The organism is Ornithinibacillus proteolyticus, from assembly GCF_039581225.1.
GTDB lineage: Bacteria > Bacillota > Bacilli > Bacillales > Amphibacillaceae > Ornithinibacillus > Ornithinibacillus massiliensis.
This window is the reverse complement of record NZ_JBCPXV010000001.1, coordinates 106,308-125,066: the sequence shown is the minus strand read 5'-3', so window position 1 is coordinate 125,066 and position 18,759 is coordinate 106,308. Positions and strand designations below refer to the sequence as shown.

The 18,759-nt window shown below is 36.9% G+C and carries 17 protein-coding genes; all 17 read left to right on the top strand.

What is annotated here, in order from left to right:
* Nucleotides 1-19 precede the first annotated feature (19 nt).
* The 17 genes from tsf to AAIB49_RS00545 all read left to right on the top strand — a co-directional run bounded on the left by tsf (nucleotide 20) and on the right by AAIB49_RS00545 (nucleotide 18,715).
* Nucleotides 20-904 (top strand): translation elongation factor Ts, encoded by an 885-nt coding sequence (gene tsf, locus AAIB49_RS00625; RefSeq protein ID WP_339215271.1) that lies wholly within the window; start codon nucleotides 20-22, stop codon nucleotides 902-904.
* Between the two features lie 97 nt (nucleotides 905-1,001).
* Entirely contained in the window at nucleotides 1,002-1,724 is a 723-nt protein-coding gene (pyrH, locus tag AAIB49_RS00620; protein WP_343456916.1) for a UMP kinase, read from the top strand.
* Between the two features lie 2 nt (nucleotides 1,725-1,726).
* Entirely contained in the window at nucleotides 1,727-2,284 is a 558-nt protein-coding gene (frr, locus tag AAIB49_RS00615; RefSeq protein WP_339215267.1) for a ribosome recycling factor, read from the top strand.
* Nucleotides 2,285-2,926: 642 nt separating this feature from the next.
* The gene (locus AAIB49_RS00610; protein ID WP_339215263.1) at nucleotides 2,927-3,691 is read left to right on the top strand and encodes an isoprenyl transferase; all 765 of its coding nucleotides are present in this window, start codon (nucleotides 2,927-2,929) and stop codon (nucleotides 3,689-3,691) included.
* Nucleotides 3,692-3,706: 15 nt separating this feature from the next.
* A complete protein-coding gene (locus tag AAIB49_RS00605; protein WP_339215262.1) occupies nucleotides 3,707-4,513 on the top strand; it encodes a phosphatidate cytidylyltransferase in 807 nt (268 codons plus the stop codon).
* Between the two features lie 48 nt (nucleotides 4,514-4,561).
* Nucleotides 4,562-5,830 (top strand): RIP metalloprotease RseP, encoded by a 1,269-nt coding sequence (gene rseP, locus AAIB49_RS00600; RefSeq protein ID WP_339215260.1) that lies wholly within the window; start codon nucleotides 4,562-4,564, stop codon nucleotides 5,828-5,830.
* 214 nt (nucleotides 5,831-6,044) lie between these two features.
* The gene (locus AAIB49_RS00595; protein WP_343456915.1) at nucleotides 6,045-10,334 is read left to right on the top strand and encodes a PolC-type DNA polymerase III; all 4,290 of its coding nucleotides are present in this window, start codon (nucleotides 6,045-6,047) and stop codon (nucleotides 10,332-10,334) included.
* Between the two features lie 177 nt (nucleotides 10,335-10,511).
* Nucleotides 10,512-11,384, top strand: a complete 873-nt coding sequence (locus AAIB49_RS00590) for an STAS domain-containing protein (RefSeq protein WP_343456914.1) — start codon at nucleotides 10,512-10,514, stop codon at nucleotides 11,382-11,384.
* A 260-nt stretch (nucleotides 11,385-11,644) separates the two neighbouring features.
* On the top strand, nucleotides 11,645-12,115 hold the full coding sequence (gene rimP, locus AAIB49_RS00585) for a ribosome maturation factor RimP (RefSeq protein ID WP_339215254.1): 471 nt from the start codon (nucleotides 11,645-11,647) through the stop codon (nucleotides 12,113-12,115).
* Nucleotides 12,116-12,130: 15 nt separating this feature from the next.
* A complete protein-coding gene (nusA, locus tag AAIB49_RS00580) occupies nucleotides 12,131-13,231 on the top strand; it encodes a transcription termination factor NusA (RefSeq protein ID WP_339215252.1) in 1,101 nt (366 codons plus the stop codon).
* Nucleotides 13,232-13,244: 13 nt separating this feature from the next.
* Nucleotides 13,245-13,523 (top strand): RNase P modulator RnpM, encoded by a 279-nt coding sequence (rnpM, locus tag AAIB49_RS00575; protein ID WP_339215250.1) that lies wholly within the window; start codon nucleotides 13,245-13,247, stop codon nucleotides 13,521-13,523.
* Entirely contained in the window at nucleotides 13,513-13,815 is a 303-nt protein-coding gene (locus AAIB49_RS00570) for a L7Ae/L30e/S12e/Gadd45 family ribosomal protein (RefSeq protein WP_339215248.1), read from the top strand. Before rnpM ends, AAIB49_RS00570 begins: the two co-directional genes overlap by 11 nt.
* Nucleotides 13,816-13,835: 20 nt before the next feature.
* Nucleotides 13,836-15,995, top strand: coding sequence for a translation initiation factor IF-2 (gene infB, locus AAIB49_RS00565; RefSeq protein WP_343456913.1), 2,160 nt, complete (start codon nucleotides 13,836-13,838; stop codon nucleotides 15,993-15,995).
* Nucleotides 15,992-16,270, top strand: a complete 279-nt coding sequence (locus AAIB49_RS00560; RefSeq protein ID WP_339215245.1) for a DUF503 domain-containing protein — start codon at nucleotides 15,992-15,994, stop codon at nucleotides 16,268-16,270. Before infB ends, AAIB49_RS00560 begins: the two co-directional genes overlap by 4 nt.
* A gap of 41 nt (nucleotides 16,271-16,311) precedes the next feature.
* Entirely contained in the window at nucleotides 16,312-16,656 is a 345-nt protein-coding gene (gene rbfA / locus AAIB49_RS00555; RefSeq protein ID WP_186868713.1) for a 30S ribosome-binding factor RbfA, read from the top strand.
* Between the two features lie 210 nt (nucleotides 16,657-16,866).
* The gene (gene truB, locus AAIB49_RS00550; RefSeq protein ID WP_339215244.1) at nucleotides 16,867-17,754 is read left to right on the top strand and encodes a tRNA pseudouridine(55) synthase TruB; all 888 of its coding nucleotides are present in this window, start codon (nucleotides 16,867-16,869) and stop codon (nucleotides 17,752-17,754) included.
* A 19-nt stretch (nucleotides 17,755-17,773) separates the two neighbouring features.
* A complete protein-coding gene (locus AAIB49_RS00545; RefSeq protein ID WP_339217985.1) occupies nucleotides 17,774-18,715 on the top strand; it encodes a bifunctional riboflavin kinase/FAD synthetase in 942 nt (313 codons plus the stop codon).
* Nucleotides 18,716-18,759 lie beyond the last annotated feature (44 nt).

Below are 18,759 nucleotides of genomic sequence, written 5' to 3'. Positions count from 1 at the left end.
ATTATAAGGAGGATTCACAATGGCTATAACTGCACAATTAGTAAAAGAATTACGTGAAAAAACAGGTGCTGGAATGATGGATTGTAAGAAAGCACTAACAGAAACAAATGGTGATATTGAGAAAGCAATTGACTATCTACGTGAAAAAGGAATTGCTAAAGCAGCTAAAAAAGCTGACCGTATTGCAGCAGAAGGTTCTACATACATTGCATCTGAAGGCAATACAGCAGTACTTTTAGAAGTGAACTGTGAAACAGACTTCGTTACAAAAAATGAACAATTCCAGCAACTACTAGTAGATCTAGGAAGTCATTTACTATCGCAAAAGCCAGCAACTGTTGAAGAAGCATTACAACAAAAGCTAAATGGCGAAGGCGAAACAGTAGAAACTTACATCAACTCTGCTGTTGCAAAAATCGGAGAAAAAATCTCTCTACGTCGTTTTGAACTTGTAACAAAAACGGATAATGATGCATTTGGTGAATACCTTCATATGGGAGGACGCATTGGTGTTCTAACTCTATTAGAAGGAACTACTGACTCAGCGGTTGCTAAAGACGTGGCAATGCATGTTGCAGCAGTAAATCCTAAGTATGTTTCTCGCGAAGAAGTATCTGAAGATGTGATTAACCATGAGCGTGAAGTATTAAAACAACAAGCTTTAAACGAAGGTAAACCAGAAAAAATCGTTGAAAAAATGGTTGAAGGCCGCTTAGGTAAATTCTTCGAAGAAATTTGCTTACTTGAACAAAGCTTCGTTAAAGATCCAGATCAAAAAGTTAAAAAATATGTAGAAGCAAAAGGTGCTTCAGTTAAAACGTTTGTTCGTTATGAAGTTGGAGAAGGAATGGAAAAACGTTCTGAAAACTTCGCAGAAGAAGTAATGAGCCAAGTTAAAAAATAATGATGAAAAACAATAGGGGACATCTAATGTTCCCTATTTCACCATGAGCACATAGATTATGGTACTATGTTTAAATCTATTTCAAGTGGAGGTTATTATGACAACAGCTCGTTACCGTAGAATTGTACTTAAATTAAGTGGTGAAGCGTTAAGTGGAACCCAAGGATATGGCATTGAACCTAAAATTATTCAGTCTATTGCAGAACAAGTAAAAGACGTTGTTAATCTTGGTGTAGAGGTTGCTATTGTTGTCGGTGGTGGCAACATCTGGCGTGGTAAAGTTGGTAGTGAAATGGGAATGGATCGAGCAACCGCTGATTATATGGGAATGCTTCCAACCGTGATGAATTCACTTGCATTACAAGATGCACTAGAAACAATCGATATACCGTCACGTGTACAAACATCCATTGAAATGCGCCAGGTAGCAGAACCTTATATTCGGAGGAAAGCAATTCGCCACCTAGAGAAAAAGCGTGTTGTCATTTTCGCTGCTGGTACTGGTAATCCTTACTTTTCAACAGACACCACAGCAGCATTAAGAGCAGCTGAAATAGAAGCAGAAGTAATCTTAATGGCTAAGAATAATGTAGACGGTGTTTACTCAGATGATCCTCGCTTAAATAAAGATGCCAAAAAATACGAGAACATTTCGTATATGGAAATGTTAAATGAAGGCCTTGGGGTCATGGACTCCACTGCTTCAACATTATGTATGGAAAATGATATTCCACTAATTGTATTCTCTATTACAGAAGAAGGAAATATTAAAAAGGTTGTTCAAGGTGAGACAATCGGAACGATAATAAGGGGGAAATAATCATGACAGATCAAATTATGAATGAATGCCAAGATAAGATGAAGCAGGCTGTACAAGCATTTTCTAGAAATCTTGCAACGGTAAGAGCTGGTAGAGCGAATCCTGCTATTCTAGACAGTGTATTTGTAGAATATTATGGTGCTAACACACCACTTAATCAGTTAGCAACTATATCTGCTCCTGAAGCTCGCTTACTTGTTATCACTCCTTATGATAAAACAGCAATGGGGGATATCGAAAAAGCTATTCAAAAGGCTGACTTAGGTCTTTCCCCATCCAACGATGGAAATGTAATCCGTATTAACATTCCACCACTTACAGAGGAACGTAGAAAAGATCTTGTGAAAGTAGTTGGAAAATATGCCGAAGAATATCGTGTTCAAGTAAGGAATATTCGCCGTGATACAAATGATGCTTTGAAAAAAGCAGAAAAAAATGGCGAACTTACAGAGGATGAACTGAGAACTTCTCAGGACGATGTTCAAGAACAAACCAATAAGCATATAGCTGAAATTGATCAGTTAGCGAAGCAAAAAGAACAAGAAATTATGGAAGTGTAAGCTTGTAACGTTCTACTATATAAGCGAACTTTAGTATAATAATAGTTGGTACAATAAATTATGCTATGTCAAGAGTCTAAATTGCTAAAAGTATATAGCTTACCAACGTATAACAAGAGGTTGGGACATAACCAAGAGAATTAAAAGTAAAACCGAAAGATACACGATACTAGCTCCGGAAATATACGTAGACTCCTGCGGGGAAAGGGCACTGCCTGAGACCCCTAAAGAAGTAGCACGAGGAGGCTAAGGCAGCCGCCCGGCGGTAAAGTAGACACTGCGATGGTTTTTTCGAGCAGATGTCGCACTTATGCTGTGATAAAGTGCAAAGTAGACACTGCGATGGTTTTATCGAGCAGATGTCGCCCCTGTGCTGGAAGCAACCGCAAGTATATTTCCGGAGCGTGGTCCTTGCTCATCATTCGGTTTTTCCTTTAAGGTAAATCTTTTGTCCCAGCCACTTTTGTATTCTCTTTTCATTAACGGTATAATGAGATTTATACATTTGATGATGTTTAATAGTAAAGAGTGAACGATTTTATGTTAAAATATAGTAATAATATGTCCAGTCATATCTGTTAGGTATGATACATACATATTATAGAATTTCTAAATGCATTAACACCAGTGTTCGGAGGAACTATGCCAATGAAACTTCCTTTTTTTAAATCGAAGAATGAAGAAAGATTTATACAAACTGAAGAGTTAACCAACGTACCAGAACATGTAGCGATTATTATGGACGGAAACGGGCGCTGGGCAAAACGAAAGGGCCTACCAAGAATTGCAGGTCATAAAGCAGGGATGGATGTCGTGAAAAAAACGGTTGAAACGGCCGTTAAATACAACATCAAGGTTCTAACTTTATTTGCCTTTTCAACTGAAAATTGGAGAAGGCCAAAACAGGAAGTAGAATACTTATTACGATTACCTAAGGAATTTTTACATATTTACTTACCTGATCTAATGAAAAATAATGTACGTATTGAGACGATAGGTGATTTTGATTCCTTACCAGATTATACGAAAGAAGCGGTAAGGTATGCGAAGGAAAAAACGAAGAATAATGATGGATTATTACTAAACTTTGCATTGAATTATGGAAGTAGAGATGAAATATTAAGCGCCATTAAATTAATCATGAAGGATTTTGATGAAGAAAAATTTTCCCTTGAACAATTAGACGAGGAACGATTATCGCAATATTTATATACTAATCATTTATCAGATCCGGATTTATTAATTCGTACGAGCGGAGAACAAAGACTTAGTAACTTCCTCCTTTGGCAATTAGCCTATACAGAGTTTTGGTTTACGGATGTATTATGGCCTGACTTTAATGAAGAAATATTTGTCGAAGCACTTATGGACTATCAGAATAGGTCTAGGCGATTTGGAGGTATTTAAGGTGATGTATCATATATGAAGCAACGAATTCTGACAGGAGTTATCGCACTAATCTTATTTATACCACTTTTAATAATTGGTAATGAGCCATTTACGATTGTCGTATATTTATTAGCAACGGTAGGATTGTACGAACTCCTTAAAATGCATAAAATAAATTGGTTTTCGCCTCCGGGTATACTAGCTATTTTATTATTGTGGTTACTATTATTCCCGGCAGCGGATGTAGACTTTTCCATTTCTTTCCTTAATAACACTGCACAAATAATCGTAGTATTTGTTTTTGTATTACTTGCTTATACAGTATTACTAAAAAACAAATTTACGTTTGATGATGTCGGCTTTGTCTTATTAGCTGTATTTTATGTTGGAATGGGGTTTTTCTATTTACTCCAAACAAGAAATGGTAGTGATGGACTAGCCTATATCTTTTTTGCCTTCTTATTAATATGGTCTACGGATACGGGGGCATATTTTGCAGGACGGGCGTTAGGAAAGCATAAATTATGGCCAGAGATAAGCCCAAACAAAACAATCGAAGGAGCTGTAGGTGGCATTATCCTTGCGGTAGTAGTTGGGGTAATCTTTCATCTGATTTATAGCTTTCCATATAGCATAACGGCGATAATTATTATTTCGATATTGGTTTCCGTTTTTGGTCAAATTGGAGATTTAGTTGAGTCAGCATTTAAACGTCATTACGACATTAAAGATTCAGGGAAAATTTTGCCAGGACACGGTGGGATATTGGATAGGTTTGATAGTGCTATATTTGTATTTCCTGTTCTCCATTTAATCCTACAATTAATGGCTGGAAACTAAGTGAGGTTTAGATACTTTTTTCTACTTCAATAAAGGAAGGTGTTAGGCTTGACAACAGTAATTGCGTTTATATTTATGTTTGGGCTTTTAGTATTCGTCCATGAATTGGGACATTTGATCTTTGCAAAGCGTGCTGGTATGTTAGCACGTGAGTTTGCAATTGGATTTGGACCGAAAATATTTGCCTTTATGAAAAATGATACCTTATACACAATTCGATTACTTCCAATTGGTGGGTATGTGCGGGTTGCAGGAGAAGATCCAGAAATTATCGAATTAAAGCCAGGTCATCATATCGGTTTGGAATTTGATGATGAAGGTAAAGTAAATAAGATAATTGTAAACAACAAATCGAAGCACCCCAATGCCAGAGTAATTGAAGTAGAAAAAGTGGATTTAGACCATGAATTAATCATTCAAGGCTATGAAATTGATGAAGAAGATGAGCTTTTACATTTCGATGTAGATCGTAAGGCATTATTTGTAATGGACGAAAAAGAAACGTTAATTGCGCCATATGATCGACAATTTGCATCGAAGACACCTGGCCAACGAGCAATGCAATTGTTTGCTGGTCCAATGATGAATTTTCTTTTAGCAATCGTTATCTTTATTATACTTGGTGTTGTTCAAGGTGTTCCGGTAGATGAGGCAAGAATAAGCCAAATACAATCCGGTAGTCCTGCTGAAGAAGCGGGATTCCAAGCAAATGACGAGATTATTCAAATAGATGAGCAATCGATATCCACTTGGGAAGAATTTACTACCATTGTACGGGAAAATCCTAGTGAAGAACTCGAAATGACGGTATTACGTGATGGTGAGACACTTAACTTAATGGTAGTTCCGAAAGAAGTAGCTCCAATAGAGGGAGAAGGAGAACCAATTGGCCAGATTGGTGTTACCCAGGCAATGGAAAAAACGTTCTGGGGTTCCTTTAAGTATGGTGCAGAAAGAACCTATGAAACAACTTCTATGATCTTAACGAACCTCATGATGCTAATAACAGGTCAGCTAGGTATTGATGTACTGTCTGGACCAGTTGGTATATATGATGCAACAGATCAAGTGGTACAAACTGGTTTTATGAATTTCTTAATGTTGACAGCGATTTTAAGTATTAACTTAGGGGTTGTTAACCTTGTTCCGTTACCAGCACTTGATGGTGGAAGGCTGTTATTCGTTGGAATTGAACTAGTACGCGGAAAGCCAATGGCACCAGAAAAAGAAGGGATATTCCACTTTGTTGGCTTTGCGCTACTAATGCTACTGATGATTATTGTAACCTGGAATGATATACAACGATTGTTCTTGTAAGTAGTTGATACATTTAACCACTTGCCGTTAACTTGAAAGGTATAGTAAATTAAAAAATATTACCATTACTAAATGGTTGTATCTATTGATTAAAGAAGGTAGTATAGAAATAGAATAGGTAGCGTAACTGGGACCCTTGTCTTCATTTTAATGACAAGGGTTTCCATCGTTTCATAATATCCTGATTTGCTTAAGAGGCAGGAGGAATATAAGAATGGACATATCAAAAAAAGAGAAAATGAAATTATTGCTCCAGCAAATTGAAATGCCTGGGGAGCATGTTCAACAGTATTTTCAAGACAGTTCATTAGCCAAACTAGAAATCTTTAAGATAAAAAAAATATGGCATTTTCATATTGAAATTGAAAAGGTTCTCCCTTCCAAGATCTATCAAGAGCTGTTAACAAGACTAAAGCATGCATTCCAGCAGCTTGCCGCAATAGAATTAACCCTCTATCCAGGAGATAATCACTGTAGTGAAGAATTGCTATGTGATTATTGGCAATTATTTTTACAGTTAACACCAGATATATCTCCAGCATACAGAGATTTAGTTTTTAATCAAAAACCAAGAGTTAACGGTAATAAGATTATGTTAACTGCTAGAAATGAGGCAGAGGCGACTGCTTTAAAGAAACGTTTAGATGAGAATTTCAAAGCTTTCTGTCAAAAAATTGGAATCTCCTATTACCCATTAACAGTGGATGTCAAAACGGAAATGGAAGAGATTCAGAAGTTTCGTGAGCAAAAGTCTCTTGAAGACCAAAAACTCATTCTAAAAACGATACAAGAAAAAGAAAAACGAGATAAAGATCGAAATGTGGAAGAAAATCAGCCATTTGGCATAGGGTATAAAATCCAAGATGATGTAGTAGAGATGCAAGAAATCCAAGAGGAAGAAAAACGGATTACTATACAGGGCTATGTATTTGATGTTGAAATCCGCAAATTACGATCTGGAAGAAGCCTATTGATTGCTAAGGCTACCGATTATACGGATTCCTTACAAATTAAAATGTTCTCAAGAAACGACGAAGATGCAGCGAAGTTCGAGCAGCTTAAAAAAGGAATGTGGATTAAAGCAAGGGGAAGTATTCAAACAGATATGTACTCTAACGAATTAGCCATGATGGCTAATGATATGCATGAAGTACAAGTTGCTTCACGCCAGGATACCGCTGAGGAGGGCCAAAAGCGAGTTGAATTTCATGCTCATACCACAATGAGTCAACTAGATGCGGTCGTTTCACCGGCTAGACTTGTAGAACAAGCGGCTAAATGGGGGCATAAGGCGATAGCGATTACTGACCATGGAGGAGTACAAGGCTTTCCCGAGGCGCATAGTGCTGGTAAGAAGCACGGAGTTAAAGTGCTATACGGGGTAGAGGCAAATTTGGTTGATGATGGTGTTCCGATTGCTTATAACGAAAGTGATGTCGATTTATTTAACGCAACCTATGTTGTTTTTGACGTGGAGACAACCGGACTTTCGGCTGTATATGATACGATAATTGAACTTGCAGCAGTAAAAATTCATCAAGGAGAAATAGTTGATCGCTTTGAATCGTTTGCTAATCCACATCACCCGCTATCTCAGACAACAATAGATTTGACGGGAATTACCGATGATATGGTTAAGGATGCGCCAGAGGTAAATGACGTTTTAAGAGATTTTTATAACTGGAGTGGTGACGCAGTATTTGTAGCCCATAATGCAAGCTTTGATATCGGATTTTTAAATCAAGGATATAATAAAATTGGTTATGAGAAAGTAACTAATCCAGTAATTGATACGCTAGAGTTAGCTCGTTTCCTATTTCCGGAATTAAAGAACCACCGATTAAATACGCTATGTAAGCATTTAGACATTGAATTAACACAGCATCACCGCGCTATTTATGATGCGGAAGCTACGGGTTATTTACTATGGAAGTTGGTTCAAGCTGTTCTAAACAAAGAGATTACGAACCATAATCAACTGAATGATCATATGGGTGAGGGGAATGCGTACCAACGCTCAAGACCTTTCCACTGTACGTTAATTGCCAAAACACAAGAAGGATTAAAGAATTTATATAAATTAGTATCGTATGCTCATATTGATTATTTCTACCGGGTACCACGTATTCCACGATCTGTTTTACAAAAGCATCGTGAGGGAATCTTAGTTGGTACTGCTTGTGATAAAGGTGAAGTGTTTGAAACGATGATGCAAACATCAGCCGAAGAAGCAGAAAAGGTCGCTGAATTTTATGATTATATTGAAGTACAGCCACCAAGTAACTATACCCATCTTTTAGAGAAAGAACTTGTTCAAAATGAAGCGCAAATTTTGGATATCATTAACAAGCTAGTGGCGCTAGGGGAGCGAATGAATAAAAAAGTAATCGCTAGTGGTAATGTTCATTATGTTGACGATCACGAGAAAATGTATCGGCAAATTTTAATTGCATCACAAGCGGGTAATCCTTTAAATCGTGTTACATTACCTGATACGCCGTTTCGAACAACTAATGAGATGATGGATTGTTTTAGCTTCTTAGGAAAAGAGAAGGCAGAAGAAATTGTCGTTGGAAATACACAAGCACTTGCAGATGAAATAGAAGAGATTTCCCCGGTTAAGGATGACTTATATACACCGAAAATAGAAGGTGCCGATGAAGAAATTAGAAACTTATGCTATTCACGAGCAAAGTTTATTTATGGTGATGACATACCGAAAATCGTAACAGATCGTTTAGAGAAAGAGTTAGATAGTATCATTAGCAATGGGTTCGCTGTTATTTATTTAATTTCTCATAAACTAGTAAAAAAATCGCTAGATGATGGATATCTGGTCGGTTCAAGGGGATCTGTTGGGTCATCTTTTGTAGCGACGATGACCGAAATTACAGAGGTTAATCCTTTACCACCTCATTATGTATGTCCAGATTGCCATTATAATGAATTTATTACGGATGGTTCGTATGCTAGTGGATTTGATTTACCAGATAAAGCTTGTCCAAATTGTGGAACATCACTTAATAAGGATGGACAGGATATACCATTTGAAACATTCCTAGGCTTTAAAGGAGATAAAGTACCCGATATTGATTTAAACTTCTCTGGTGAATACCAACCACAAGCCCATAATTATACTAAGGTATTATTTGGGGAGGATTATGTGTATCGTGCGGGTACGATTGGTACAATCGCGGAAAAGACTGCGTATGGTTATGTAAAAGGCTATGCAACGGATAAGAGCCTAGTCTTTAAAAATGCAGAAGTTGATCGGCTAGTGAAAGGCTGTACTGGGGTGAAACGTACCACTGGTCAGCATCCTGGTGGTATCATTGTAGTGCCTGACTATATGGAAATCTATGATTTTACACCGATTCAATTCCCAGCAGATGATCGGAAGAGTGAATGGAAAACCACACACTTTGACTTCCATTCGATTCACGATAATTTGTTGAAGCTTGATATACTAGGACACGATGATCCGACCGTCATTCGTATGCTTCAGGATTTAAGTGGAATAGATCCTAAAACGATTCCAACGGATGACAAAGAGGTCATGAAAATATTTTCAAGTACGGAATCGTTAGGTGTTAAGCCAGAACAAATTAATAGTAAGACAGGTACATTAGGTGTGCCAGAATTTGGGACAAAGTTTGTTCGTCAGATGTTAGAAGATACAAAACCAAAAACCTTCGCTGAATTAGTTATTATTTCCGGACTATCGCACGGTACGGATGTATGGTTGGGGAATGCCCAAGAATTAATAAACGATGGTATATGTCGATTACCAGAGGTTATTGGATGTCGTGATGATATTATGGTGTATTTAATGCATAAAGGGTTGGAAGCATCACTTGCCTTTAAGATAATGGAATCTGTACGTAAAGGGAAAGGCCTGCAGGATGAGTGGATTGTGGAAATGAAGAAGCATAATGTACCAGATTGGTATGTTGAATCTTGTAAGAAGATTAAATATATGTTCCCTAAAGCCCATGCGGCTGCTTATGTCTTAATGGCAGTACGTATTGCTTATTTCAAAGTACATTATCCAATTTTCTTCTATGCTGCCTACTTTACTGTTCGTGCAAGTGACTTTGACTTGGACACAATGGTTAAAGGATCGGAAGCTATTCGCAAACGTATAGAAGGGATTAATGCAAAAGGAAATGATGCTCCACCTAAAGAGAAGAGTTTATTAACGGTTTTAGAAGTTGCCCTTGAAATGTGTGAGCGTGGATTTTCGTTCCAAAAAGTGGATCTATATAAATCGAAGGCTAGTGAATTTGTTGTAGAAGGTAATACGTTAATTCCACCATTCAATGCAGTGGAAGGACTAGGAACGAACGCGGCTATCAACATTGTAAAAGCAAGAGAAGAGGGAGAATTCTTATCCAAGGAAGATTTGCGGGAAAGAAGTAAAATTTCTAAAACAATACTAGAGTATTTAGATAATCATGGTTGTTTAGAAGGCATGGAAGAGAAAAACCAGCTTTCATTATTCTAACTATAGTTTGAATTAGGTTTGAGAGGTGACTTAATGTGGTATATACATTGGGGTGCTACCTCTCTTTTTTTCTATGTCATCTACCCTAGCTGTAGTAAGTTCTACCTATAATTTTGCTTGAAAATAACGTTTGTATCCAGATACAATAATTTCAAATTATAGAAGGAAGTGTGTCTAGTGCCTAATTTGATTAAAAGTGAAGATCTTCATGAGTTTCTAGTTTTAAATCGACCTTCATTTGAAGAAAGGTTACTTAGTGTTGCTGTTAATGTACGAGATAAGATTAATGAGATACATGTAATTGGTAATATAAATCTACTAGATAATGCACATCAACTTGTACTTTTAATCGTAGATGGTAAGCTTAATGAAGTAGAAGAGTTTGCGAAAAAAGAAGGCATAGTTTGGGCTAAGCATGCCATGACGCTCAGCTTCAAATTGGAGTGGATTCGAGCAATCCGAAAAACTTTTTGGGAGTTTTTATACCATTTTGATACGTTAACAGGTCATAAGGTAAAGAGTAGTGAAAACTTCTATACAGAAACAAGTATATATAATGAGCTGGTCGACTCATTCACGAATAGCTTTTTTATTAGCTATTCCAAGTATAAAGATGAGTTAATTGAGAAACAGCAAAAATTAGTAAATAACCTTTCTGTACCAATAATTCCGATAACGCAAGACGTTAGTATTCTTCCACTGATCGGTACGATTGATACGAATCGGGCAAATGTAATCGAGGAGAAAGTCTTATTTGAAGTTGGTCGAATGAGAATCCAAACACTGATTATGGATCTATCTGGCATAGCTGAAATGGACAACGAAGCAATTCGATTATTCCTAAAATTGCTAGATGGTGTAGGTATGATGGGAAGTAAATTAGTTATCACTGGTTTAAGTCCAGAGATTGTTCGCAATATGATTAAACTAGATGTAGAATTCGGTGGTAAAGCAACTACAAAGGCCTCCCTTCAAAAAGCTTTACAAAATTATTTAAAAATCGAAACTAATCATAGTAGGGAATCCTTAGTTGATTTATTTTCCAAATAAAGAAATGTAAGGGCTATTTCTTCGTTATTTTCTTGCATAGCCATATTACTTATGGTATATTTTAGTAGTAAGTATCGATAGTATCGGACAAAAGAGTGGGCATTCCCACTCTTTCTTCGTAATCTGCCTACGTTGTGTAACATTCCCTTGCCTATTGGCAAGGGTTTTATATTGGTTTATCTTTTTAAATGAAAAATAGGCAGTTAGTCAATAATAAGATATAGTAAGTACAGCTAGAGTTAAAAGGAGGAGGGTTAGACTTGAGCTCTCAGGTTGTCAAAACAACAGAAGAACTAGTTAGGCCAATACTAGAAGAAAAGAATCTAGAGTTAGTCGATATTGAATATGTAAAAGAAGGAAAAAATTGGTTTTTAAGAGTCTTTATTGATAAAGAAGGCGGAATAGACATCACCGAATGTGGCGAAGTGTCTGAGCAATTGAGTGAAAAGCTAGATGATGTTGATCCTATACAGGAAGCGTATTTCCTAGAGGTATCTTCACCAGGAGTGGAACGCCCCATCAAAACTGTGGAAGACTTTGCTAAAAGTATAAACAAAAATGTTTATGTAAAGTTATTTGAACCAATTAATGGTGAAAAGGCATACGAAGGTATCCTAGTAAATTTCTCAAATAATATTGCTACTATTGAATACAAAGTGAAAACACGTAAGCAGCAAGTAGAGATACCATTTGAGAAAATTGCAAAAGCGAGACTCGCAGTTACATTATAAGGGGGAAAGAGGAAAATGAGTAGTCAATTGTTTGATGCAATTGAAAATTTAGGTAAAGAAAAAGGTATTGATAAGGAGATCTTAATTGAAGCTCTAGAAGCTGCATTAATATCTGCTTATAAGAAGAATTTTAAATCCGCTACAAATGTTCGTGTTGAATTAGATGAAAAATCTGGTACGATGCGTGTGTTTTCACGTAAGACAGTTGTAGAGGAAGTATTGGATAATCAACAAGAAATTTCGTTGGAGGAAGCTAAGAAAATTGATCCTAATTACGAAATTGAAGATATTATAGAAGTTGAAGTAACACCAAAGGATTTTGGTAGAATTGCTGCACAAGCTGCTAAGCAAGTAGTTACACAACGTGTGCGTGAGGCTGAACGAGGGGTTATCTTCAGTGAGTATTCAGACCGCGAGGAAGATGTCATGACCGGTATTATTCAACGCATTGACCCTAGATTCGTATATGTGAATTTAGGTAAAATTGAAGCGAAATTACCTGAGTCTGAACAAATGCCAACCGAAGAATACCAGGTTCATGATCGCCTTAAAGTGTTCGTAACAAAAGTTGAAAACACGAGTAAAGGACCGCAAATCTTTATATCTAGGTCACATCCAGGTTTATTGAAACGTTTATTTGAAATGGAAGTTCCTGAAATTTATGATGGAATTGTTGAAATCAAATCTGTAGCTAGAGAAGCGGGAGATCGTTCTAAAATTGCAGTATTTGCAGAGGATCCGGAGATTGATCCGGTTGGTTCTTGTGTTGGCCAAAAAGGGCAACGTGTACAAACAATTGTGAATGAATTAAAAGGGGAAAAAATTGATATAGTAGAATGGTCAGAAGATCCAGTAGTGTATGTTTCTAATGCACTAAGTCCTTCTAAAGTCATTGAAGTACTAGTCAATGAAGAAGAGAAATCTACTACTGTCATTGTTCCCGACTATCAGTTATCACTTGCAATTGGAAAGCGCGGTCAAAACGCAAGGCTTGCAGCTAAGCTAACCGGTTGGAAGATTGATATTAAGAGTGAAACAGAAGCTCGTGAAGAAGGCCTGTTAACAGAGCAAAGCGATACAGATTACGCAGCTGTCGAAGAGGATTTATTCGAATAGGGGAGAGAAATGTATGGTAGCAAAACGAAAAACTCCAGAGCGTAAATGTGTAGTAACAAATGAAATGAAGCCTAAAAAAGAGTTAATCCGTGTTGTTCGGAATAAAGATGGAGAGGTCTTTGTAGATGCTACCGGAAAGAAAAATGGTAGAGGAGCTTATTTAACAAAAGACCTAGAAGTCATTAATAAGGCAGAGAAGACAGGTGTACTTAGTAAGCATTTAAATGTACAAATAGATGCATCCATCTATGAAGAACTAAGAGCATTTGTTCGTGATAATCATGAAAAGTAATTATTTAAATATTATTGGGATAGCATTTCGAGCCGGTAAATGTTCTACAGGGGAAGAAACGATTGTTAAAGACATACAAAAAACTAGAGCAAAATTAGTACTTATAGCAAATGATGTAGGTCCCCAAACACGTAAAAAACTGACAGATAAATGTCACACATATGGCGTTCCATATGTGATTGTATCCGATGATCGAGAAACATTATCAAATGCTATCGGAAAATCCCATAGAGTAGCTATTGCAATATTAGATGAAGGTTTTGCAAATAAACTAGAATCTCTACTCGGGTAAATAAATTCGGGGGTGAACGTATGCGTAAAATGCGTGTATATGAATATGCAAAACAGCAAAATATTACAAGCAAGGATGTTATAACCTTTTTAAAAGAGAATAATATTGAAGTTTCTAATCACATGTCTACGATTGAAGGCGACACGATAGCGAAACTAGATCAAAAGTTCTCGAAAAACCAAAGTAATCCTTCAGAAAAACAATCAAGTCCTGAGAAGAAGTCAAATGACCAGGATACGAAGAAAGAAAAAGGAACTAATTTGAATTCAAAACCGAATAGTAATAAACAAGAACAACATAATAAAAAACAAATGAACCATAACAAACCAAAACCTAATCATAATAAACAGCAGAATAAAGGACCAAAGAATAAAAAGAACAAACAGCAGAATAAGCAGTTTGTCGAGCAGCCTGCTGTTAAGGAAACACCAAAAGAAATTAAATATTCTGGAACACTTACAGTTAGTGAGCTAGCTGATAAGCTAAATAAGGAAGCTTCGGAAATAATTAAGAAGCTAATGTTCCTTGGTGTTATGGCAACCAAAAACCAAGACCTTGATGACGATGCTATCGAGTTAATCTGCGCTGAGTATGATGTTGAGGTAGAAAAAGAAATTATTCTAGAAGATACAGACCTAGATAAATATATGGAAGAAGATGACGAATCAGCTTTAGTAGAGAGACCTGCAGTTGTAACGATTATGGGGCACGTTGACCATGGTAAAACAACATTACTTGATTCTATTCGTAATACGAAGGTTACTGCTGGTGAAGCTGGTGGTATTACACAGCATATTGGTGCTTATCAAATTAAAAAAGATGGTAAAAAAATCACTTTCCTTGATACACCAGGACATGCTGCATTCACAAGCATGCGTTCACGTGGTGCGCAAGTAACAGATATCGCGATTATCGTAGTAGCGGCAGATGATGGTGTCATGCCACAAACAGTTGAAGCTATTAACCATGCTAAGGCAGCGGAAGTTCCAATTATTATTGCTGTTAACAAAATGGATAAAGAAGCAGCAAACCCAGATCGCGTTATGCAGGAATTAACAGAATATGAATTGGTTCCTGAAGATTGGGGCGGGGATACAATTTTCGTTCCACTATCAGCGCTTAAAGGCGAAGGAATCGATGATCTTCTAGAAATGATTATCCTTGTTTCAGAAGTTGAAGAACTAAAAGCAAATCCTAATCGTAATGCAACTGGTACCGTAATTGAAGCACAGCTTGATAAAGGTCGCGGTTCCGTAGCAACTTTATTAGTTCAAAATGGAACATTACACGTAGGTGATCCGATCGTTGTAGGTAATACATTTGGTCGTGTCCGTGCAATGGTTAACGATCTTGGTCAACGTGTAAAAGAAGCAGGTCCGTCTACTCCGGTAGAGATTACTGGATTAAATGATGTACCGCAAGCAGGAGATCAATTCCTTGTATTTGATGACGAAAAAACTGCCCGTCAAATCGGAGAAGCTCGTCAACAAAAACAAATCCAAGAAAATCGCTCTGAAACAAATAAGGTTAGCTTGGATGATCTTTTCGAGCAAATTAAGCAAGGTGAAATGAAAGAAATCAATGTCATTATTAAAGCGGACGTTCAAGGCTCTGTTGAGGCGTTAGCTTCTTCACTTCAAAAGATTGAAGTGGAAGGTGTTAAAATTAAGATTATCCATACAGGTGTAGGTGCTATTACAGAATCAGATATTATTTTAGCCTCTGCTTCTAATGCTATTGTAATCGGCTTTAATGTTCGTCCAGATGCAAATGCTAAGAGCACTGCTGAGAATGAAAAAGTGGATATTCGTCTTCACCGCATTATTTATAAAGTTATTGAAGAAATTGAATCCGCAATGAAAGGATTACTTGATCCTGAATTTGAAGAAAAAGTTATCGGGCAAGCAGAAGTACGTGAAACATTCAAAGTTTCTAAAGTTGGAACAATTGCCGGTGGTTATGTAACGGATGGAAAACTTACACGTGATGCGGGCATTCGTTTAATCCGTAATGGTGTCGTTATATTCGAAGGTGAAATCGATACATTGAAACGCTTTAAAGATGATGTGAAAGAAGTCGCACAAAACTATGAGTGTGGTATAACGATCAAAAATTATAACGATATTAAAGAAGGCGACATCATCGAAGCATTTGTCATGGAGGAAATTGAACGGAAATGATCTTCTATCTTGAAGTAGAATGCATGATGTATGATGGTCACTCGCTTAAGGATAAGCGTTCGGTTATCAAAAGGATAATGGCTAAGTTGCGGAATGATTTCAATGTCGCAGTAACGGAGCTTGATTATCATGATCTATGGCAACGAACAAAGCTTGGTGTTGTTACGATAACCAATGAGCGTACCCATGGTGAGCAAATAATGCAGGAAGTACTTCGAGTTATCGATACGTATTCCGAATTGGAAAGAACGATTACTACGATGGAAGTCGTATAAGCAATCGGGAATACATGTGTTTAAGTAAAGAGGTGATTACTATGAGTAATTTACGAGCTAATCGAGTTGCAGAGCAAATGAAAAAAGAACTTGGTGAAATCTTAACTAGAAAAATTAAAGATCCCCGTGTTGGTTTTGTAACAGTGACCGATGTTGAAGTGACAGGTGACTTGCAACAAGCAACGGTATATATTTCTGTTCTTGGCGATGATGCTAAGAAACAGGATACATTACTTGGCCTTGCAAAGGCGAAAGGATTTATCCGCTCAGAAATTGGGAATCGAATTCGTTTAAGAAAAACACCAGAAATTACCTTTGAATTTGATGAAGCACTTGAATATGGAAATCGTATTGAAACGATATTACGTGATATAAATAAGCAATAAGTGAATATGTCTCGGATAAAAATCTGGCTCCTTTGGGTCAGATTTTTATTAGGAAAAGGGTAGAGATTTGGGACAACTGAGGTTTAAGTAGCATTTCAATGAAGCAAATACAATTGCTTGGATTTTAGTATAACCCCATTGTCTCATTCCCTTTTACATAAGGAAATTTTGAAATAGCTTAAAGTATAGACCTTTGGGGGTTATAATGGAATGGATGGTATTTTACCACTTTGGAAGCCAAAAGGTTTCACGTCACATGATTGTGTGATGAAAGTCAGGAAATTATTTAAAACAAAAAAAGTTGGTCATACAGGAACACTTGACCCAGAGGTAGAGGGTGTCTTACCAATATGTATAGGTCAAGCAACTAAAATCGTCCAATTTCTTACGGATACTACAAAAGTATACGTGGCAGAGCTTTCGTTAGGTGTGGCAACGGAAACGGAAGATGCACATGGAAAGATAATCGAAAAAGTAAGCGTAGAACAATTTCCTTCTAAACAGGAAATTAAAAACGTGTTACAATCTTTTAAGGGAGAAATCTTACAAGTTCCTCCGATGTATTCAGCTGTAAAGGTTCGAGGGAAGAAGCTATATGAGTATGCACGTGCTAATCAAGAGGTGGAGCGTCCTGTAAGAAAGGTGACGATACATGAGATTACGTATCTTCCAACTGATGATGAAGTCATTCGTTTCCAAGTGACATGTTCGAAAGGGACGTATATTCGGACCTTATGTGTTGACATAGGAAAAAAACTTGGCTATCCGGCACATATGTCGCAGCTAGTACGGGAAGAAACCGGTGATATTAAAAAGAATGATACAGTAGATTTTGATACCATCGAAAATGCATGCTTAGTAGGAAAAGGACAAGAACTACTTTTACCAATTACTAGAGGGTTGACCCATCTAGATACGTATTATGTTGATGATAATGTAAAGCGAAAAGTATTGAATGGTCAGAAACTCAAAAGACCAGACCAAGTGTTGCAAACGAAGCCTTTTAAAGTAATGTATGGTGAAGAATTATTGGCAATCTACACGATACATCCTGAAAAGGAAGATGAGATTAAGCCAATTCGTGTATTTAACGAATAACGGAAGTGCAGGTGAAAACATGAAAACAATTGAATTAACCTATCCCCATTCGATGCAAGCAAATGAATTGCCGGAGACGGTTGTTGCTTTAGGGTTCTTTGATGGTATCCATAAAGGTCACCAAACAGTAATTAAACACGCAGTATCTAAAGCAGAAGAGGAACATATGGAAAGTGCAGTCATTACGTTCTATCCACATCCTTCTGTCGTTTTGAAAAATAACCATGATGTAAAGTACATTACCCCGCTTAAAGAAAAACAAGAGGTTTTAGAGCGCCTTGGGGTTGACCGATTATATATCGTGACTTTTAATAAACAATTATCATCGTTATCACCACAAGAATTTATCGATCATTTTATTATCGGATTACATATTAAACATGTAGTTGCTGGATTTGATTTTACATATGGCCATAAAGGTAAAGGGAATATGGATAATATCGAGATGTATTCTCGTGGTAAGTTTGGGTATACCGTTATTGACCAAGTTTCCATCGATAATGAAAAGGTGAGTTCTACAAGGATTAGAAGTTTATTAGCTGATGGTGAGGTAGAGAAGGTAACGGAACTGTTAGGAAGACCACTTGTAACGAGTGGTACCGTAATCGAAGGGGATAAACGTGGAAGAGAAATTGGTTTCCCAACTGCTAATATAGACTATTCCGAAGAAGCGTTACTTCCGAAGCCGGGGATTTATGCGGTAGGTGTAATGATTAACGGATCACGATTGAATGGGATGGCTAGTCTTGGTCTAAACCCTACTTTTACAGAAAATCGTACGGACCTATCACTTGAAGTGAACATTTTAGATTTTCACGATGATTTATATGGTAAAGAAATTGTCATTGAGTGGTATAAGTTCTTCCGTAATGAGGAAAAATTTAATCAAGTAGAAGAATTAATCGAGCAAATGAAACAAGATGAACAATTAATCCGAAACTATTTATCTAAACAAATTTAAGTAAAAGATGGGATTGTTTCTATTAATCCCTTGCTTTTTTGCTC

Excerpts from the sequence above, each read along its gene's own strand:
- truB (WP_339215244.1), top strand. The coding sequence starts at position 16,867 with ATGGATGGTATTTTACCACTTTGGAAGCCAAAAGGTTTCACGTCACAT.
- AAIB49_RS00560 (WP_339215245.1), top strand. The coding sequence starts at position 15,992 with ATGATCTTCTATCTTGAAGTAGAATGCATGATGTATGATGGTCACTCG.
- AAIB49_RS00605 (WP_339215262.1), top strand. The coding sequence starts at position 3,707 with ATGAAGCAACGAATTCTGACAGGAGTTATCGCACTAATCTTATTTATA.
- tsf (WP_339215271.1), top strand. The coding sequence starts at position 20 with ATGGCTATAACTGCACAATTAGTAAAAGAATTACGTGAAAAAACAGGT.
- pyrH (WP_343456916.1), top strand. The coding sequence starts at position 1,002 with ATGACAACAGCTCGTTACCGTAGAATTGTACTTAAATTAAGTGGTGAA.
- AAIB49_RS00610 (WP_339215263.1), top strand. The coding sequence starts at position 2,927 with ATGCCAATGAAACTTCCTTTTTTTAAATCGAAGAATGAAGAAAGATTT.
- AAIB49_RS00570 (WP_339215248.1), top strand. The coding sequence starts at position 13,513 with ATGAAAAGTAATTATTTAAATATTATTGGGATAGCATTTCGAGCCGGT.
- AAIB49_RS00595 (WP_343456915.1), top strand. The coding sequence starts at position 6,045 with ATGGACATATCAAAAAAAGAGAAAATGAAATTATTGCTCCAGCAAATT.
- nusA (WP_339215252.1), top strand. The coding sequence starts at position 12,131 with ATGAGTAGTCAATTGTTTGATGCAATTGAAAATTTAGGTAAAGAAAAA.
- rnpM (WP_339215250.1), top strand. The coding sequence starts at position 13,245 with ATGGTAGCAAAACGAAAAACTCCAGAGCGTAAATGTGTAGTAACAAAT.
- infB (WP_343456913.1), top strand. The coding sequence starts at position 13,836 with ATGCGTAAAATGCGTGTATATGAATATGCAAAACAGCAAAATATTACA.
- AAIB49_RS00545 (WP_339217985.1), top strand. The coding sequence starts at position 17,774 with ATGAAAACAATTGAATTAACCTATCCCCATTCGATGCAAGCAAATGAA.
- frr (WP_339215267.1), top strand. The coding sequence starts at position 1,727 with ATGACAGATCAAATTATGAATGAATGCCAAGATAAGATGAAGCAGGCT.
- rbfA (WP_186868713.1), top strand. The coding sequence starts at position 16,312 with ATGAGTAATTTACGAGCTAATCGAGTTGCAGAGCAAATGAAAAAAGAA.